This is a genomic window from Streptosporangium sp. NPDC004379, from assembly GCF_042873875.1.
In the GTDB taxonomy this organism is placed as follows: domain Bacteria; phylum Actinomycetota; class Actinomycetes; order Streptosporangiales; family Streptosporangiaceae; genus Streptosporangium.
Genome location: NZ_JBIAMC010000020.1, coordinates 73,142 through 91,160 on the forward strand (window position 1 = coordinate 73,142; position 18,019 = coordinate 91,160).

The window sequence follows — 18,019 nt, forward strand, 5'->3', positions numbered from 1 at the left end:
CCTTCTTGTAACCGAAAGAATCATCCGTGACCATGGGGAGGCATGGAAGACGGCACTTCGAAGGCACCGGGTTACCTCTGCGAAACCATGGAGGACGTGTGGCAGTGGGACACGCGGGCGGACTGCGAGGTCCGCCAGATCCTCGACAGGATCGCCGACAAGTGGTCGCTGCTCGTCATCGCCCTCCTGGACCGCAGGACCATGCGCTTCACCGAGCTCCGCCGTGAGATCGACGGCGTCAGCCAGCGCATGCTGACGGTGACGCTGCGCCACCTGGAACGCGACGGTCTCGTGGAGCGGACCGTCCATCCCGTGGTGCCGCCGCGCGTCGACTACGCGCTCACCCCGCTCGGCGCGACGCTGCATGAGGCGATCAAGACGCTGGTCGTCTGGACCGAGGAGCACCAGAACCACATCGCCGCGGCGCGCTCCGCCTACGACGCCAGGGTCGCCGCCGAGGAGCGGCTGCTCGGCTCCTCCTAGCGCGGGCGGCCGGCGACGGGGGAGCGGAGGCCGGCCGCGTTTGCCGCCTCCCGGGGAGGGAAGCCGTCGGCTGGGTCGGTCGTCGGGATCGACACGGGGTTACGGAGGTTCCCATGCTGCGGCAGGATCGGAAGGCCGGCACGGTCGCGGTGATCGCCCACCAGAAGAAGACGATGGGCGGAGGGCTGGACGAGCTGCGCAGGCTCCTCGCCGAGGAGGGCGTCGAGGACCTGCTCTGGCACGAGGTGCCCAAGAGCAAGAAGGCGCCCAAGCAGCTCCGCAAGGTCCTCAAGGACGGCCACGTGGACCTGGTCGTGGTGTGGGGCGGCGACGGCATGGTGCAGCGCTGCGTGGACGTGCTCGCCGGCTCCGGCGTCACCATGGCGATCATCCCGGCGGGTACGGCCAACCTCTTCGCGCGCAACCTCGGCATCCCCGAGGACCTCCCCGAGGCGGTGCGGATCGCCTTCCACGGGGAGAGCCGCAAGCTGGACCTGGGCAAGGTCAACGGGGAGCACTTCGCCGTCATGGCCGGTCTCGGCTTCGACGCCGAGATGATCAAGGACGCCGACCGGGGGCTGAAGGACCGGCTGGGCCGGGCGGCCTACTTCTGGACCGGCCTGCGGCACGTCCGCGGCGAGCTCGTGCACATGGAGGTCAAGCTCGACAAGACCACCTGGTTCGAGGGGGAGGCGAGCTGCCTGCTGCTGGGCAACGTCGGCACCATCACCGGGGGCATCGAGGCGTTCGACGACGCCAAGCCCGACGACGGGTGGCTGGAGATCGGCGTCACCACGGCCAGCGGTCCCATCCAGTGGGCGCGGGTGCTCGGCCGGATGAGCGCCGGACGGTCCGACGAGTCCCCCTTCATCCGGATGACCCGGGCCCGCAAGATCAGGGTCAAGCTCGCCGCGCCGATGTCGTACGAGCTGGACGGGGGCGCCAAGGGCACCGTCACCGAGCTGAAGGCCAAGGTCGTGCCCGGTGGCATCACCGTCCGTGTCCCCGTCGCCGCCGGGGACGAGCCCGACCGGACCGTGGAGCACCCCGGCGACCGCGAGCACCCCGACGGCCGGGCCGACGGGCGGAGCTGACGGGCGCCGCACCCGCCCCGCCCCGCCCCGGCCGGGCCCGGGTACGGTCCCGGCCGGGGAAGGTCCCGGCGGCGAGGGCGTTCGCTCAGGAAAGCGCCACGAAGGCGCCGGCGCCGATGAGCGCGACGGCCCAGGCGAGGTCGAGGTTGAACCACGCCCTGCGCAGCACCGCCACGCCCAGCCGGTCGTAGACGATCAGTGCCACGACGGTGGTCGTGGCCAGCATGGCCAGCGTGTGGGTCGCCGTGGCGGCCAGGCTCTGCGAGGCCAGCGCGGCGGCCCCGTCGCCCTCGTGCAGGGTGACGGGGACGACCATCAGTCCCGCGCCGTGGGCGGTGGACATCAGGAACGACCACCCGGCGAGCTGCCGGGCGTTGACCCGCATGCCCGTCCGCCGGTGGCGGTGGCGTCGCAGCAGCCGCCAGACGCCGAACCCGGCCACCAGCGCCGCGACGCCGTACGTGACGAGCCGGGGAGGGGCCGCCAGCCGGGCCGCCGAGACCAGCGCCAGCGTGGCCAGCACCGATCCCGCGTGGCCGAGCACGATGGGCGGCAGCGCCCGCAGCACCGCCGCCCGCGAGCGCTCCTGCAGGCCGAGGGCGACCGCGAACAGCCAGCCCATCGCCGGGTTCAGACCGTGGAAGGCGCCGAGCCCGGCCAGGACGAGCAGGGACGTCAGGTCCATCGGCTCGCCTCACCCCCTTCGTGTGGGTCCGGCCCGATGCCCGGGGCGCCGGTCGGGTCCGCTCCGTCTCTCCCCGGCGACCGCGGGCCCGGCCCGGTGTCCGCGGTGCCCGCCCGTCTCCTCCGGTGGCCGGGGCTCCGTGCTGAGGGGAGCGGCTTCTAAGGGAAGCAGTAGGAGTCGGAGGAGGAGTCGCCGCCCTGCAGCCGGATCTGGTGGGCGCGCCGGCCGTCGGCGGCGAAGTCGACGAGGAACGACTCGTCGAGGGAGAGCGAGCCGTCCTCGCCGACGTCCACCCTGACCATCCAGCTGGAGACGCCGTCGGGGTAGAAGACGTCGTCCCAGGAGCGGTAGAGGGAGTTGGTGAAGTACACGCGCCGGCCGTCCCTGCTGGTCTCGACCATCTGCGGGCCGCCGTTCAGCGCCCGGCCGGGATCGGCGGGGTGGGCGGCGCGCCGGGCGATGCCGCCGAGCCGTACCGAGCCGGTCTGGCGCGGCGCGAACGGGTCGGAGACGTCGTAGGCCCGCAGCTCGCCCGTGCCCCAGCAGGAGACCAGCAGGATCCGGTCGTCGAGGGACAGCGAGATGTCGGTGGCCAGCGGCGGGACCGCGCCGAACTGCCGGAGCGGCTCCGGGAGGGCCTCGGCGGGCGCGGGCTCGGCCGGGATCGTGATGGTCTTGCGGGCCTTCCAGACGTCGTCCTCCAGATACCAGGTGAAGACGGCCGCCGACAGGTCCTCGACGTTGATCACCGTGTTGACGAAGCCGTGGGTCTTCGTCGGGTCGTGGGAGGGGCGCAGCTCCAGGGCCATCTGGTGTTCGTCGCCCAGGTCGATCTCCTGCAGGTGCCGGCGCTTGACCAGGTCCCAGACGTGCAGCCGGTGACCGTACCGGCGGCCGGCCAGCATCTCCAGCGACGGCCCCGGCTCGATCTGGTTGGGGGTCGCCCACTCGCTGGTGACCATCGTGTCGTGGCCGAGGTGCCACCAGAAGTCGTAGTGCAGCTCCTGCGGGCCGCGGTCGGCCTCCCAGCGGTCCCGGGGCTCGAAGGTGTCGTGGTCGAGGGTGAAGATCCCCCCGGGGGCGTCGCCGTTCACGTCGCCGAGGGCGCTGACGTAGATCGCGTCGGTGCCGCAGTGGACGGTGTGCGGGCGGCTGTAGCCCGTTCTGGCGAAGATCGTCTCGGGCTCGATCGTCTTGACGATCCGGGGACGCCTCGGGTCGTCCCCGACGTCGAGGATGTGGATCCTGCTGGAGCGCAGTCCCGGCACGACGAGGTAGCGCCGCTCGACGTGCGGGTGCGGCGCGTACGGGCACAGGGCCGCGCTGCACACGTTCCAGCCGAAGTGGTGGAGCTCGTCGCCGGGGACCGGCATGTCGAGTGTGGCGGCGATCGACCCGTCGGACAGGTCGACGGTGGCGATCGCGTCGGGGCGCCCGCCGCCCTCCGCGTCGAGCAGGGCGACGTAGGCGAGTTCCTCCCGGGGCGCGAGCATGGCCTCGCGGGCGGACGGATAGAAGGTGGGATCGGGCTGGATGAGTGCCATCGCGGACTCCTGAGCCGGTTCAGATACCCTACCAATAAAGTGGGAAAACTCCTCGTTGTCCAGAGGTGATTTTAAGTGACCGGCCCGGCGGGCCCGCGGACGGCGTGCCGGGCTCAGGACGGAATCGGGATGGTGACCGGTTCCAGTCCCTCGGGGGCCTTGCCCGGGTAGGCGCCGGACAGCATCGTGGCCACGGTGTAGAGATGCCAGACCTGGGTGGGCTTCTTCAGCACCGGACCGTCGAACAGCGCGCGTACCGCGTCGGGGTTCACGATCGGCTCCAGCAGGTCGAGGTGGCCGAGCACGTGGTCGCGCAGCAGGCCGGTCAGCTCCTCCCCGGGGCTCGTCCGCCAGTTCCACCCGCCGCCGCCGGTCTTCGGCGCCGACAGCGTCTGCGGCCTGCGCTGCCAGGGGTAGTAGCGCCTCCCCGCGGTGAACCGCCACGCCTTGCCCTCGATCGGGATGCGCCGGAGCGGCGGCGCGAGCCGGCCGATGAGCTCGTAGATGACCTCCTCCGACAACCGCCAGAGCTGGTCCAGGCCCAGCGCCGCCCGCACCACCCGGTTGTCGAGGAACGGCCAGACGGGGTCGCCCCGGCGGTGGGCCCCGGCGCGCGACCCGGCCTGCCAGCGGCCGACCTTGTAGGCGATGTACATGTGGTCGAGCGCCTCCAGGGGCGGCCGCTCCCGCCAGGGGCGGGCCAGCCCGAGGGCGTGCTCGTTCGCCTCCTCGCGGAACAGCGCCTTCTCCCGCAGGAACGTCGTGTCGATCCGGCGGCGGAGCGCCTCGGCGCTCAGGTCGGACTGCAGCAGAAGGAACCCCCCCGCCCGCAGGATCTCCCCGCTCTGCCCCGACATGGTGGGCCTGGCGTTGTAGGGCAGGTAGCCGACGATCGACTCGTAGGCCGACGTCATGCCCTCGCACGCCCGCAGCGTCTCGTACGCCCGCGCCAGCGGGTGCTCGACGACGATGGCGTCCTTCTTCTCCGCGCGGGCCGGGGGGATGACCTTGTGCTCGATGCCGAGCGCCTGGGCGATCCGCCCGGCGATGATCACGTCGGGGTGGGCGTCCAGGCCGTTGGTGGTGGCGCGCAGCGGGATGCCGGCCGCGTGCAGCACCGATGCGACAAGGCGGCTGTCGCGGCCGCCGGTCAGGGCCAGGTTCACCGGCTCACCGGCCGCGCGCAGCGGCTCCACGGTCGCGAGCAGGGCGTCGGCCAGCTCCTCCACCAGCGCCTTCTTCTGCCTGCGCGAGACGGGCGCGGGCCCGGCGGTGGGCAGCCGGCTCCCGGTGATCGTACGGTGCCCGCCCGCGACGGTGAGGACCGAGGCCGGGGGCAGCGCGCTCACCCCGCGGTAGGGGGTCTCGTCGGACAGGAAGTAACCCTGGCGCACCATCGACTGCAGCGCGAGGACGTCCCACTCGACCCGCTCGCCCGTGGCGGCGAGGTGCACCAGCAGCGCCCGGCTGCCGACGATGTGCAGGTCGGGCGTCTCCGCGTGGTAGACGGGGCTCGCGCGGTGGATCGCCGTGGCGGCCGACAGCTCTACCGCGGTCGCCCGGAACACCGCGAAGCACCCGCTCACCGCCTGGGTGTCCAGGTGGGCCGCGCCGGCCAGCCGGTCCACCTCGCCGGGCGCGGCGAGGTAGCCGTTCACCCCGGTCACCCGGTCCGGCCCGGTCACCAGCAGGGAAGGCTTGCGGGAGTCGTCGGGCTCGTTGGTCCAGGCGAACATCGAGACCCCGGGACGGTGCCACTCCCGGCCCCTGATGACCTCGGGGGGGACGGGGAAGGCGGTCTCGATCGAGTTCCGCACGGTGCGCAGCGTCTCCTCAGGGATCGCCGCCCCCGGATTTCTGACCGCCAGGCCGAGATACACACGCATGGTGAGAGATCTTATGGTCTGTTTTTTCCAGATATACAGGTATTCGTTATGAATTTCGGAAGCCGGGCGGGCGCGCGGGTCACGCGCCGGGCACGGTTGGCACTCGCTTGGGTCAAGCGTCCGGCGCGGACGCGGCAGGGGCCGTCGTAACAGGTGACGCGTACCCCCCAGGGAGGCGACATGAACCCGCGCCCGCTCGCCATCGTCCTCGCCGTGATCCTCCTGATGCTCGCCGCCGCCTGCGGCGGAACGGGGCAGGATTCCCCCACGGCCTCCCACCCGGAGAGCGACTCCGGGAAGGCGCCCCCGGCCGTCTCCCAGGAGCACGACTCCTCCGGCCGGCGGGACGCCACCGCCGAGCAGATCTCCACCTTCGCCCTCGACGTGGACACCGCGTCCTACGACTACGCCAGGCGGCTGCTGAAGGAGGGGCAGCGGCCGGACGCGGCCCGGGTCCGGCCCGAGGAGTTCGTCAACTCCTTCCGGCAGGACTACCCGGAACCCTCCGACAACGGCTTCACCGTCCAGGTGGACGGCGCCCGGGTGCCGGGCAACGGCGCCGCGCTGGTCCGGGTCGGACTGCGGACCCGCGGCGCGGAGGCGGGAGCCCGGCGCCCGGCGAACCTGACCTTCGTGGTCGACGTCTCCGGGTCGATGGCCGAGCCCGGCAGGCTCGACCTGGTCCGCGAGGCCCTGCACACGCTCGTCGACCAGCTCGGGGCGGGGGACCGGGTCTCGCTCGTCGCCTTCAGCGAAGAGGGCGAGCTGATCATCCCCATGACCTCGGCGGGCGGCCGCGACCGGCTGCACGCCGCCGTCGACCGGCTGGCCGTACGGGGGACCACCAACCTGGAGTCCGGGCTGACCGCCGGCTACGCCGAGGCGTCGCGGAGCTTCAGCCCCGCGGCGACCAACCGGGTCATCCTGCTCTCCGACGGCCTGGCCAACACCGGCGAGACGAGCTGGCGGGGCATCCTGGACCGGGTGGCCGAGCAGGCCGGGCGGCGGATCACCCTGCTGTGCGTCGGCGTCGGCCGCGAGTACGGCGACGAGCTCATGGAGCAGCTCGCCGACAACGGCGACGGCGCCGCCGTCTACGTCAGCACGGCCGACGACGCCCGCCGGATCTTCGCCGAGCAGCTCGCCGCCAACCTCGACCTGCGGGCCCGCGACGCCAAGGCACAGGTCGTGTTCAACCCCTCGACGGTGGAGTCCTACCGGCTGGTCGGCTACGAGAACCGCCGGCTCGCCGCCGAGGACTTCCGCGACGACGCGGCGGACGGCGGGGAGGTCGGCCCCGGGCACGCCGTGACGGCCCTGTACGACGTGCGGCTGCGCGAGGGGGCGGGCGGCCAGCTCCTCACCGCCGCCGTCCGCTGGCAGGACCCCGACACCCGGGCCCCGGGCGAGACCAGCCGCTCGGTGGAGACCGGCGACCTGGCCGCCTCGCCGTGGGAGGGGCCGTCGCCGAGGTTCCAGGTGGACGTGGTGGCGGCCGCGTTCGCCGAGTACCTCCGCGCCCGCGAGCCGATCGCCGGGGCGGACCCCGGGGAGCTCTCCCGGCAGGCCGCCCGGCTGGCCGCCCTCACCGAGGACGTCTCCGTGCGCGAGCTCGCCGACCTGATCGGCCGGGCCGTGACCCTCGGCTGAGCGCCGGGCCGGCCGTACCGGGCCGCGCCGGGCCGTACTGAACCGTGCCGCTCCTCGCGGCGGCACGGAGCCGGCCGGGCGTCACGCCGTACTCGATCAGGCGCCGCCGGGTCGCGCCGCGCCGTTCCGGCGGCGCCTTATCGAGTACGGCCTACGGCCCGATGTCCTATACACTGGCTTGGTGCCGCCGGGCGGAAGGCCGGGCGGAGCACCGAGGGGCTATGGCGCAGCTGGTAGCGCGCCTCCATGGCATGGAGGAGGTCTGGGGTTCGAATCCCCATAGCTCCACCGAAGGGCCGTTCTCGAGATGGCCCGAAGGCGGTTGACGAGATCCCGTCCGATCGGTTTGATCGGGCGGGATCTCGTCGTTTCCCGGCCGACGCGGCCGGTGCTCCGGGCCCGGCCGGTCTCCGCGAGGTCGCATGTCGGTCCGCGGCCTCAGCGCGGGCGCTCGACCCGGCCCTCGTGCCAGACCGGCTCGGCGCTCTCGTAGACGGTCCCGTCCGCGCCGAAGACCAGGAAGCGGTCGAGGTCGGCGGCGAACCAGCGGTCGTGGGTGACGGCCAGCACGGTGCCGGAGAAGGAGGCCAGGCCCTGCTGCAGCGCCTCGGCACTGGCCAGGTCCAGGTTGTCGGTGGGCTCGTCGAGCAGCAGCAGGGTGGCGCCGGACAGTTCCAGAAGCAGGATCTGCAGCCGGGCCTGCTGGCCGCCCGACAGGGTCTCGAACCGCTGGCCGCCGGCGGCGGCGAGTTCGTAGCGGGCCAGCGCGGCCATCGCGTCGTTCAGGGTGAGCGCGTGGCCGGCCATGACCAGTTCGGCCGGGGTGCGCCCGTGCAGGTCCGGCCTGGTGTGGGTCTGCACGAACAGGCCGGGCGCCACCCGTGCCCCGAGCCGCACCGAGCCGCGGTGCGGCACCGCGGGCACCGCGCCGTCCGCGGCCTGCTCCAGCAGCCGCAGGAAGGCGGACTTGCCCGAGCCGTTGGAGCCGAGCACCCCGACGCGCTCGCCGTACCAGATCTCGGTGCCGAACGGCCGCATCAGGCCGGTGAGCTCCAGGTCCTCGCAGACGACGGCGCGTTTGCCGGTGCGGCCGCCACGCAGCCGGATCCGCACGTTCTGCGCCCTGGGCGGACGCTCCGGAGGGCCGGCCTCCTCGAAGCGGCTCAGCCGGGTGCGCGCGGCCCGGTACGACGAGGCGACCGCGTCGTTGCCGGCCGCGGTCTGCCGCAGGGTGCCCACCAGCCGCCTGAGCCTCGCGTGCTCCTCGTTCCAGCGGCGGCGCCGCTCCTCCAGCCGGTCGATGCGCTCCTCGCGCGCCCTGGCGTAGGTGGCGAAGCCCCCGCCGTGGATCCAGGCGCCCCGGTCCTCCACGGTCACGATGCGGTCGGCGGCCTCCGCCAGGAGCCGGCGGTCGTGGGAGACCAGCAGCACGGTCTTGTCCGTGGCCCGCAACCGGGCCTCCAGCCACTGCTTGCCGGGCACGTCCAGGTAGTTGTCAGGCTCGTCCAGCAGCAGGACCTCGTCCGGGCCGCGCAGCAGGGCCTCCAGGACGAGGCGTTTCTGCTCGCCGCCCGACAGGGTTGCCACCGGGCGGTCCCGGACCGCGTCGTAGGGCAGGCCCATGGCCTCGGTGGCGCAGACGTCCCAGACGACCTCCATGTCGTATCCGCCGGCGTCGGCGTGGTCGGCGACGGCCTGCGCGTAGGCCAGCTGGGTCTCCTCGTCGTCGCGGGCGGAGATCGCCGTCTCCGCCCGGACCAGGGCCGCCGCGCCGGCGCGGACCCGTTCCGGCGCCACCGACAGCAGCAGGTCGTGGACGCTCCGGCCGTCGCGGAGACCGCCGATGAACTGCCGCATCACGCCGAGGCCGCCGGAGGAGACCACGCGGCCGTCGTCGGGTCGCAGATCTCCGGCGATCAGCCGCAGCAGGGTGGTCTTGCCCGCGCCGTTCGGTCCCACCAGAGCGGCCTTGACCCCGTCCCCGACGCGGAACGACACCTCGTGCAGGAGCAGCCTCCCGTCCGGCAGCAGGTAGGTCAGCCGGTCGACCTCGACATGTCCCGCCACGGCGGCCCCTTCGCGATCGGCTCTGGATCGGTGTTCGAGTGACCGGACCAATGATCCGGTCGTCGATCGCCATACTAGACTCTTCCCTGTGGGCACGAGCAAGAGGGAATCCGCGACACACCGCCAGGGCGCCGCGGGAGACGTGTGGCTGCGGCCGCCGGGGCGGACGGGCCGCGACGCCCCGCCCCTCAGCCGGAACCGGATCGTCGAGGAGGCGGTGGCCCTCCTGGACGCCGAGGGGGCCGACCGGCTGACCATGCGGCGCCTGGCGGAGCGGCTCGGCACCGGTTCCACCACGCTGTACTGGCACGTGAAGACCAAGGACGACGTCATCGACCTCGCCCTCGACCTGATCTTCGCCGAGGTCGTGATCCCGCCGGAGGACGGCCGGGGATGGCGTGCCGGGATCACCGCTCTGATCGACGGATGGCGCGCCGTCCTGCTGAGGCATCCCTGGTCGGCGGCGCTGCTGGGCCGCCCGATGCTGGGCCCCAACGTGCTGGCCCGCAGCGAGTTCCTCTACGCGACCCTTCTGGGCGCCGGGGTCGTCGAGCCGCGCCTGACCGCGGCGGCGTACGGGTTGTCCAACTACGTCATCGGCTCGGCGCTGATGCAGTCCACCTGGCTGGCCGACGCGGACGAGGAGGTACGGCGGGCCGCCCGGGAACGCCTGCGCGCCGACCGGGAGCGCTACCCCGCCCTCGCCGCCCACGGCCCCCTCGTCGCGGACGGCGACTGGGACACCGGCTTCGCCCTCGGCCTGACCTGGCTCCTCGACGGCATCGAGGCCGGCATCGGGGCCGGGATCACCGCCACCGGCGGCACCGCGGGCGGCGCGGCACGAGCCTGAGGCCGGGCCCGTGGGTCCCGCGACGCCACCGACGCCACCGGCGGCGCGGCGCGAGCGTGACGGCGGGTCCGCGGGCCCCTCCCCGCCGGGGCGCTCGCGTGCCGGTGGGACGTCCTCGCGAGGGAGTGACTCTTTTCCGCGGATTTCTGTCGGAGTGATCTACTACGGTCCCTGACCATGATCGAAAGTTCACCCGGCGGCGGAGCCGTGCGGGAACATCTGAGCAGGGTGCGGGTGGTGCCGCCCGTCCAGCCCCGGAGGCTGGCGAAGGTGCCCTTCGTCGAGCTGGCGGACGGCCGGCTGCAGGGCGTGGTGTCGAGCGGCTCGGACATCGGCCGGGTCTACGTCTCCTCCATCGCCGCCGGAACCCACGCCTACAACTGCAGCACCAACAACAACCGCCCCTGCGGCGGCCTGTACGGCGCGCCGTGCAAACACCTGCGCGCCCTCGCCGCCGAGGCGGTTCTGCAGTACGGCCTCGGCCGCGTGGCCCGCTACCTGCGGGTCGACGTCCCCGAGGGCGGCGACCTGGTCGGCTGCCTGAACGGCTCCCACCAGCCCGCCCCGGCGGCCATGGTGTTCAGCCGCTTCCTGCGCCACCTGGCCTACCTGGAGATCCCCGACACCACCGAGCCGATCCCCGAACTGCACTGGTTCCCGTCCTCGGGGACGGTGGCCTGATGCTCGCCGTACAGCTGGCCACACTGCTCGACGGCGAACCCGAGGGCACCGGGGAGGCGCTCGGCCTGGTGAACGGCTTCGACGACGCCCTGGTGCACGGCCTGGCCCGGCTCGCCGAGGAGCATACTGAGGCGCTGGCCGCGCTGGCCGGGGCGTTCGCGGCCACCCCGATCGGCGGGCGGCTGGCCGAGGCCGCCGCCGGGGTCGCCTCCGGCTCGATCACCGAGGACCACCTGACGGCCCTGGCCGGCGGCCGGGCCGCGCTGCTCGGCGCCGTGCACGACGCCCTGCTCGCCGGCCTGGACGCGGCGCTGGGCCGCGAGCGCGCCCCCTGGAGCGCCGGGCCGGAGCCCGGGGAGGACGACGCGGCGAGTCCGTTCGGCGGGGTCCGATCCTGGCTGCGCGAGCTGGCGATCACCGGATGGCGGGGCGTCGACCACGACCTCGTCTCCGCCGCGGACCAGGTCGCCGAGGCGCTGCCGGCCGTACCGGGGAGGCGCAGGCTCGCGGTGCTGCTGGACGGCCTCGCCGCCGAGCTGCGCGCCTCCTGCCCGGTCGGCACGATGGAGCACCTGCCGGTCCGCCGCTGGGCCGACCTGTGGACCCGGGCCGTGCTGCTGTCGCACGACGGCGTCCCCTCCGGCGCTCCCCGGCCCGTGGAGACGGTGTCGGGACGGCTGCTGATCCTCGGCGTCGACGTGCACGAGCACGGCACCGCCGTCCAGTTCCAGGTCCACGCCGTCCTGGAACCCGCGGACGGCGGCAGGCCCAGGCTGGTGCGGACCGGAGTCACCGCCGCGAAGGTGGACACCATCACCGGTCCCGCGATGTGGAGGCTGCCGCAGCGCCACGGCGCGCTGCTGACCGCGCTGGCGGACCGCCGCTGCCTGGACGTCACGGACCTGCCGCTGCTCGACGGCGGCGACCTGCTCTGGGACGACGACCGCGCCCTGCCGGGCAGGCCCGCCGACCCCTTCACCGCCGCCCGGCTGCACCTCGCGGGCGCGCTCGCCCCGGCGGTGCCGCCCCTGGACCGCGTCCCGGTGCGCCTCGCCGAACCCGTGCTGGTGGAGGACTACAAGGTCACCAAGGACGGCTCGTTCGACCTGGGCGGCAACGTGCTCGCCGTGGACACCGAGCGGCTGCCCGCCTGCGGCCCGCTCACCCCGAAGCTGGTGGCGGGCTCCACGGCGTGCGTCGGGCTGCTCCGCTGGGACGGCGGCCGCTGGCTGCTGCAGCCGCTCGCCGTACAGACGAAGGTGAAGAAGGAGACGGTCGAGGTCGCCACCGGCGACTGGGCGCTCGGCCCCACCGATCCCAAGGCGGTGAAGGCCGAGGCCAGGGCCGGAGACCCGGTCGCGGTGCTGCGCGAGCGAGCCGGGCGGTTGCTGCGGAGATGAGCGACGACATCCACACGGCTGACATCCACACGGCTGACATCCACACGGGCGACATCCGTACGGACGGGGGCGCGGCCGGAGGTACGGACGCCCTCCAAGGTGCGGACGCCCCGGCCGGCGGTCCCGCGGCCGGCGACGGCCTCCCCGCCGGCGCCGCGCGGAACCGGCGGCAGGTGCTCTACTGGCGGCTGCTGGCCCGCCTCTTCGACCACGACGAGCAGCCCGCACTGGAGACCGCGAGCATGGCGGTCGTCGGCGATCTCGGACTGCCCGCGGCGCTGCTCGACCCCTCCGTGTCGGTCGACACGCTGGTGCAGCGCTTCCCCGAGCTGGCCGGCGAGTTCCGGGACCTGTTCGCGCCGGGGGAGCCCGTGCCCGGTGACGAGGTCCGCAGGGCCGCCCTGGTGTCGAAGCTGCTGCTCAACGTCTTCGACACCGGGGCGGGCGACGTCACCGCGACGCAGCTGGCGGCCTGGCAGCAGGACGCCGGCTGGCTGACGCAGGCCCTCGGCGCGTGCGGCGCTCCGGGCGGCGCCCAGGGCGGTGCTCCGGGAGCCGCGGCGGGCTCCGGCGGGCCCGGCGCCGGGCCCGGCGCGGGGACCGGTCCGGGCGCGGGCCCGGGTTCCGGGAGCGGCTCCGGCGGGCCCGGCGCGGGACACGGCGCGGGTGCGGGACACGGTCCCGGCACGGGATACGGCGAGAGCGGCCGCGAGCTGTCCGGGGTGCTGGCCGACCTGGAGGCCGACCTGGTCCGCCGCATGCGGCTGCGCGAGGTCCTGGCCGACCCCGCCCTGGCGAAGCGGCTCACCCCCAGCATGTCGCTCGTCGAGCAGCTGTTGCGCGACAAGGCCAACCTTTCGGGTGTGGCGCTGGCCAACGCCAAGGCGCTGATCCGCAGGTTCGTCGACGAGGTCGCCGAGGTGCTGCGCACGCAGGTCGCCAAGGCCAGCGCGGGAGTCGTCGACCGGTCGATCCCGCCCAAGCGGGTGTTCCGCAACCTCGACGTCGAGCGCACCGTCTGGAAGAACCTCGTCAACTACAACCCCGAGGACCAGCGGCTCTACGTCGACCGGCTGTACTACCGGCGGACCGCCAAGCGCGTCACCCCGGCCCGGGTGATCGTGGTCGTCGACCAGTCGGGCTCGATGGTCGACGCCATGGTGAACTGCACCATCCTGGCCTCGATCTTCGCCGGGCTGCCCAAGGTCGACGTGCACCTCATCGCCTACGACACCCGCGCGCTCGACCTCACCCCCTGGGTGCACGACCCGTTCGAGGTGCTGCTGCGCACGCAGCTCGGCGGCGGCACCGACGGCACGGCCGCACTGGCCCTCGCCCAGCCGAAGGTCGCCGACCCGCGCAACACCGTGGTCGTGTGGATCTCGGACTTCTACGAGTGGAACTGCGACGCCGTCTTCGCCGGGATGGAGTCGCTGCACCGCTCCGGCGTCCGGGTCATCCCCGTGGGCTCGGTGAGCAGCGGCGGCCAGCAGAGCGTCAACCCGTGGTTCCGGCAGAAGCTCAAGAACCTCGGCACGCCGGTCATCTCCGGACACATCCGCAAGCTCGTCGTCGAGCTGAAGAACTTCCTCGCCTGAGAACCTCCCCGTTTAGGAGAAACCCCTGATGAACAACGAGATGCTGCGCGCGCCCGCCGAAGTGAAGTACGCCGAGGAGCTCGACTGGCTGGAGTCCGTGGACGACGGGCCCAAGCCGTTCTCCTGGCGGCTCAGCCCCCGGATGGTCCGGCTCTTCGTCCTCGGCTCCGAGCGTTCCGACGGCCTGGACCGGGAGATCCCGCAGAAGTGGTTCGGTGACCGGAGCTTCGTCGAGCGCAGCATCGTGACGCTCGCCTCCGACCGCGGCCTGCTGCTGATCGGCGACCCGGGAACGGGCAAGAGCTGGCTGGCCGAGCTGCTGTCGGCCGCCATCTGCCGCAACTCCACCCTGGTCGTCCAGGGTACGGCGGGCACCACGGAGGATCACATCAAGTACTCCTGGAACGTCTCCATGGTGATCGCCAAGGGGCAGTCCCGCGAGTCGATGATCCCCTCGCCGATCATGACGGCGATGGAGCGGGGCATGATCGGCCGCTTCGAGGAGCTGACCCGCTCGACCAGCGACGTGCAGGACGCGCTGATCTCGATCCTGTCCGAGAAGTACGTGTCCATCCCCGAGCTCGACACCGACAACACCGTGTTCGCCCGGCCCGGTTTCTCGATCATCGCCACGGCCAACAGCCGTGACCGGGGCGTCAACGACCTGTCCTCGGCGCTGAAGCGGCGGTTCAACTTCGTCCGCATCCCGGTGGTGACGAACAGGACCAGCGAGGCGGAGATCGTCCGTTTCCGCACCACGGAGCTGCTGCGCCGCCACAGCATCGAGCTGGACGTGCCGCCCACGCTGCTGGACGTCCTGCTGCAGAGCTTCGCCGACCTGCGCGCCGCCGCGGCGTCGGCCGCGAGCGAGGACGAGAGGCTGGAGTCGGCGCTGTCCACCGCCGAGCAGATCGGCGTGCTGGAGGACGCCATCCTGCACAGTCACTTCTTCGGCGACCGGGCGCTGCGCGCCGAGACGCTGGGCGGCGCCCTGGTGGGGTCGCTGGCCAGGCGTTCCCCCGAGGACCTCGCGATCCTGAACAAGTACTGGCACGGCGTCGTCGAGCCGCGCAGCCGCAAGGACGGCGGGGAGTGGACCGGCTTCCTCGAGGGCGGCCGCCAGGCGATCTCGACGCTGTCATGAGCGCCTTCGACGCGCTGCGCGAGCAGCTCCTCGACGCCGCCGAGGCGTTCTCCGGCGGCGGGGACGCCCTGTCCGGCATCCTGGCCGGCATGGTCGACGACGTCGACCGGATGCTGGGGGAGAAGCTGGAGATCTTCCCGGTGTGCCACCACTCGCCGGCCTCCGCGCTGGCCATGACGCGGCGGCTGCGCGGCAAGCGGCCCAAGGTCGTCTACCTGGAGCTGTGCGAGGACCTGCAGCCGCTCCTCTCCGAGCTGCGCAACTGCCGGCTGCCGGTGGCGCTGCAGGCGTTCGCCACCCGGCTGGACGGCTTCCCGCCCGGCTCGGGCCCGCTGAGCGTGGTGGCGCCGGTGACCGAGGCGTCGGCGGAGTACCAGGCCATCGCCTACGCGCTGGAGACCCCCGGTGTCGAGCTGGTGCTGGTGGACCGCTCGGTGGACCACGTCTTCCAGTGGCTGCCCCGGGAGCCGGCCGGCGACGGGTCCGGAGGCGCTCCGGACGGCCACGCCTCCCCGGGCGCCCCGGCCTCCCCGGGCGGTGCGGTCGCTCCGGCCTCCCCGGCCGGTGAGGCCGACGACGGGCGGGACGAGGAGGCGGCCCTGCACGGCGACGCCGTGGGTGTGGAGATCGGCGACCTGCGGCCCGGCTTCGCCGAGCTGGAGGCGTACCTGCTGCACCACGGCAAGGTCCGCCACTGGTCGGAGTGGTGGGACCAGTACGTCGAGCAGCCGCTGACCGGCGCGGACCACGACACCTACCGGCAGGCCATGGCGCTGATCGGCAGCCTGTTCCGCCGGCTGCGCCCCTCCGACGGCGACCGCCTGGCCGTCGACGAGGAGCGCGAGCGCTACATGTGGACCCGGATCCGGGAGCACCTCGCCGCGTCCGGCGCCGACCCGGCGGAGTGCCTGTACGTGTGCGGCGCCTTCCACGCCGTCAGCCGGGTCGCCGAGTTCGGCCTGGAGTCCGGCGCGCCTCCGTACGTCATCACCCCCCGCACGGCCACCGACTGGCTGTACGGGCTCATCCCCTCCAGCCACTCGGCCATCGAGGCGCAGTTCGGACTGGCCCAGGGGTCGGTGTCGATCGCCGCGGCGACCTGGGCAAAGGCCGCGACCCGCGGCGGTGTCACGCCGTACCGGCTGGCGGGGCAGCAGGGCGGCCGCGCCAGATCCGGGAAGGCCGGGAAGAACGGGAAGGCCGGGAAGGCGGTCACGGCGGCGGCGCCGGAGCCGGCCCCCGACCGGCTGTCGGGGTTCCTGGCCGCCCCGCCCGCGCTGGACGGCCTGGACGAGGACGAGCTGCGCGGGTGGTGCGTGGACATCGTGCGGCTGGCCCGCCGCAACGGTTACCTCGCCAGCACGGCCGACGCCATCGCGGTGTTCGAGACGTCGATCCTGCTCGCGGGGGTGCGCGGCCGGGCCAGGCCGACGCCGTACGACTTCGCCGACGCCGCGGTGACCTGCATCGAGAAGGACGCGGTGCCCGGCCGTCGCGACGTCCGCCGCCTGTGCGAGATCCTGCTGGGCGGCGACCGGGTCGGCGTGGTCGGCTATGAGGCGCTTCCCCCGCTGGCCCGTGACGTCTACGACCGGCTGGAGCCCCTGGGGATCGACCTGGGCCGGCGCACCCAGCAGCGGGTTCTGCTGGACCTGACGGCGAACCCGGAGCTCCGGCCGTGCTCGGACCTGCTGTGGATGCTGCGCTACCTGCTGCCCGACGACGCGGCCCGGCCCATCATGGGGGTGCGGCGCCTCGGTGAGCGGCCCATCCAGGAGAGCTGGGACCTGGCGATCGGCCGCCACCAGCGGTCCATCGTCGAGCTGGGCTACGAGGGCGTCACCGTCGAGCAGGTGCTGGAGCAGCGGCTGCGCCGCAAGGTCCGGGACCCGCGGGCCACCGCGGGGACCGCGCTGGAGGCGGTGGAGGACGCCATCCTCTACCTGGGCGGCGGCCGCTTCGCCGACGAGCTGGGCGCCCGCGCGGTGGAGCTGCTGGCCGCCGAGCGCACCGTCGACGACGCCCCCGAGGTGCTGCGCCGGATGCGGCGGCTGCTGGCCCACCACCGCGCCGCCGCGCCGGGCCTGCCGGCCTGGTGCGAGGCGTTCGTCACCGCCGGGTACGCCCACTACTGCACGCTGCTGCCGTCCGCCTTCGCCGACGACAGCGGTGTCCGCCAGGTCGGCGCGATGCTGGGCTTCCTGTTCTCCATGGAGGGCCTGGCGCTGTCCCTGGGCTGCGACCGGACCCAGCTGGAGCTGGCCGTACGGCAGTCGCACCCGGAGGCCCCGGCCAAGGTGGCGCTGCTGTGGGCCGCCGAGACGCAGCTGGGCCTGCTCCCGAGGGAGGAGCTGCGCGCCCGGTGCGACGGACTGCTGGGCAACCCGCTGGTCGTCCCCGCCTTCCCGCTCTACCTGAGCGGGTTCGTCCAGGCGCTCGACCCGGTCCCGGGGCTGGCGCCGTTCGTGGTGGAGGCGCTGTCCAAGGCGTTCGCGCGGCTGCCCGACCCCGTCCTGCTGCCGTGGCTGCCGACGCTGATCGCGACGCTGCGCCGGAACGTGCCGGAGCTGGTGCCGGTGCTCGTCCGGGAGGCGGGCCGGACCTTCCCCGGCGGGCTGGCCGAGCTGGACGGATGGACCCCGCCGTGGGACCGCCTGGCCGGTCCCGCCCGGACCGGCCGGCCCGGCGGGGCGGCGCCCGCGCCGAGCGGTCCGGTGACCGGTCTGCTGGCGCGGCACCCCGCGGCGTGCGATGCCGTGGCCGGACTGCTCGGCTGCCCGCCGGAGTGGCCGGAGTGGCCGGAGGGGCCCGCCGGCGGCGTGCCGGACGCGGGGGAGGAGCGGGTGCGGGCGCTGCTCGGTCGGTATCCGGCGGCGACCGGCGCGGTCGCGGCGCTGCTCGGCGCCTGAGACCCGGATCCCCGGGAGGCTGGATCCC

13 protein-coding genes and 1 tRNA gene are annotated in these 18,019 nt (G+C 73.7%); 10 read left to right on the plus strand and 4 right to left on the minus strand.

Annotation, left to right across the window (positions count from 1 at the left end; all coding sequences use genetic code 11):
• The first annotated feature begins 42 nt into the window (after positions 1-42).
• The gene (locus ACFYSC_RS31940) at positions 43-483 is read left to right on the plus strand and encodes a winged helix-turn-helix transcriptional regulator (protein ID WP_389969020.1); all 441 of its coding nucleotides are present in this window, start codon (positions 43-45) and stop codon (positions 481-483) included.
• Positions 484-596: 113 nt separating this feature from the next.
• Positions 597-1,577 carry a diacylglycerol/lipid kinase family protein gene (locus tag ACFYSC_RS31945; RefSeq protein WP_389969022.1) on the plus strand — a complete coding sequence of 327 codons (981 nt, stop codon included), beginning with the start codon at positions 597-599 and terminating at the stop codon, positions 1,575-1,577.
• A gap of 85 nt (positions 1,578-1,662) precedes the next feature.
• Here ACFYSC_RS31945 and ACFYSC_RS31950 read toward each other — a convergent pair whose 3' ends face one another.
• The 3 genes from ACFYSC_RS31950 to ACFYSC_RS31960 all read right to left on the minus strand — a co-directional run bounded on the left by ACFYSC_RS31950 (position 1,663) and on the right by ACFYSC_RS31960 (position 5,692).
• A complete protein-coding gene (locus ACFYSC_RS31950) occupies positions 1,663-2,262 on the minus strand; it encodes a hypothetical protein (RefSeq protein ID WP_389969024.1) in 600 nt (199 codons plus the stop codon).
• A gap of 158 nt (positions 2,263-2,420) precedes the next feature.
• Positions 2,421-3,806, minus strand: coding sequence for a selenium-binding protein SBP56-related protein (locus ACFYSC_RS31955; RefSeq protein WP_389969026.1), 1,386 nt, complete (start codon positions 3,804-3,806; stop codon positions 2,421-2,423).
• Between the two features lie 113 nt (positions 3,807-3,919).
• A complete protein-coding gene (locus tag ACFYSC_RS31960; RefSeq protein ID WP_389969028.1) occupies positions 3,920-5,692 on the minus strand; it encodes an asparagine synthase-related protein in 1,773 nt (590 codons plus the stop codon).
• A 180-nt stretch (positions 5,693-5,872) separates the two neighbouring features.
• Here ACFYSC_RS31960 and ACFYSC_RS31965 point away from each other — a divergent pair, with 180 nt between their 5' ends.
• Both ACFYSC_RS31965 and ACFYSC_RS31970 read left to right on the plus strand, forming a co-directional pair.
• Positions 5,873-7,342: a von Willebrand factor type A domain-containing protein gene (locus ACFYSC_RS31965; RefSeq protein WP_389969030.1), complete on the plus strand. Its 1,470-nt coding sequence runs from the start codon at positions 5,873-5,875 to the stop codon at positions 7,340-7,342.
• Between the two features lie 215 nt (positions 7,343-7,557).
• Positions 7,558-7,630: transfer RNA gene (locus tag ACFYSC_RS31970), tRNA-Ala, on the plus strand.
• Between the two features lie 150 nt (positions 7,631-7,780).
• Here ACFYSC_RS31970 and ACFYSC_RS31975 read toward each other — a convergent pair.
• A complete protein-coding gene (locus tag ACFYSC_RS31975) occupies positions 7,781-9,409 on the minus strand; it encodes an ATP-binding cassette domain-containing protein (protein ID WP_389969032.1) in 1,629 nt (542 codons plus the stop codon).
• A gap of 88 nt (positions 9,410-9,497) precedes the next feature.
• Here ACFYSC_RS31975 and ACFYSC_RS31980 point away from each other — a divergent pair, with 88 nt between their 5' ends.
• The 6 genes from ACFYSC_RS31980 (at position 9,498) to ACFYSC_RS32005 (ending at position 17,991) form a co-directional block, all read left to right on the plus strand.
• Positions 9,498-10,259 carry a TetR/AcrR family transcriptional regulator gene (locus ACFYSC_RS31980; protein ID WP_389969034.1) on the plus strand — a complete coding sequence of 254 codons (762 nt, stop codon included), beginning with the start codon at positions 9,498-9,500 and terminating at the stop codon, positions 10,257-10,259.
• A 177-nt stretch (positions 10,260-10,436) separates the two neighbouring features.
• Positions 10,437-10,940, plus strand: a complete 504-nt coding sequence (locus ACFYSC_RS31985; protein WP_389969036.1) for a hypothetical protein — start codon at positions 10,437-10,439, stop codon at positions 10,938-10,940.
• Positions 10,940-12,340 carry a hypothetical protein gene (locus ACFYSC_RS31990; RefSeq protein WP_389969038.1) on the plus strand — a complete coding sequence of 467 codons (1,401 nt, stop codon included), beginning with the start codon at positions 10,940-10,942 and terminating at the stop codon, positions 12,338-12,340. Before ACFYSC_RS31985 ends, ACFYSC_RS31990 begins: the two co-directional genes overlap by 1 nt.
• Complete coding sequence (locus tag ACFYSC_RS31995) at positions 12,337-13,938, plus strand: VWA domain-containing protein (protein ID WP_389969040.1); 1,602 nt, start codon at positions 12,337-12,339, stop codon at positions 13,936-13,938. The genes ACFYSC_RS31990 and ACFYSC_RS31995 overlap by 4 nt, the downstream gene beginning before the upstream one ends.
• Before the next feature lie 28 nt (positions 13,939-13,966).
• The gene (locus ACFYSC_RS32000; protein ID WP_389969042.1) at positions 13,967-15,082 is read left to right on the plus strand and encodes an AAA family ATPase; all 1,116 of its coding nucleotides are present in this window, start codon (positions 13,967-13,969) and stop codon (positions 15,080-15,082) included.
• Positions 15,079-17,991: a DUF5682 family protein gene (locus ACFYSC_RS32005; RefSeq protein ID WP_389969044.1), complete on the plus strand. Its 2,913-nt coding sequence runs from the start codon at positions 15,079-15,081 to the stop codon at positions 17,989-17,991. The genes ACFYSC_RS32000 and ACFYSC_RS32005 overlap by 4 nt, the downstream gene beginning before the upstream one ends.
• The last annotated feature ends 28 nt before the right edge of the window (positions 17,992-18,019 follow it).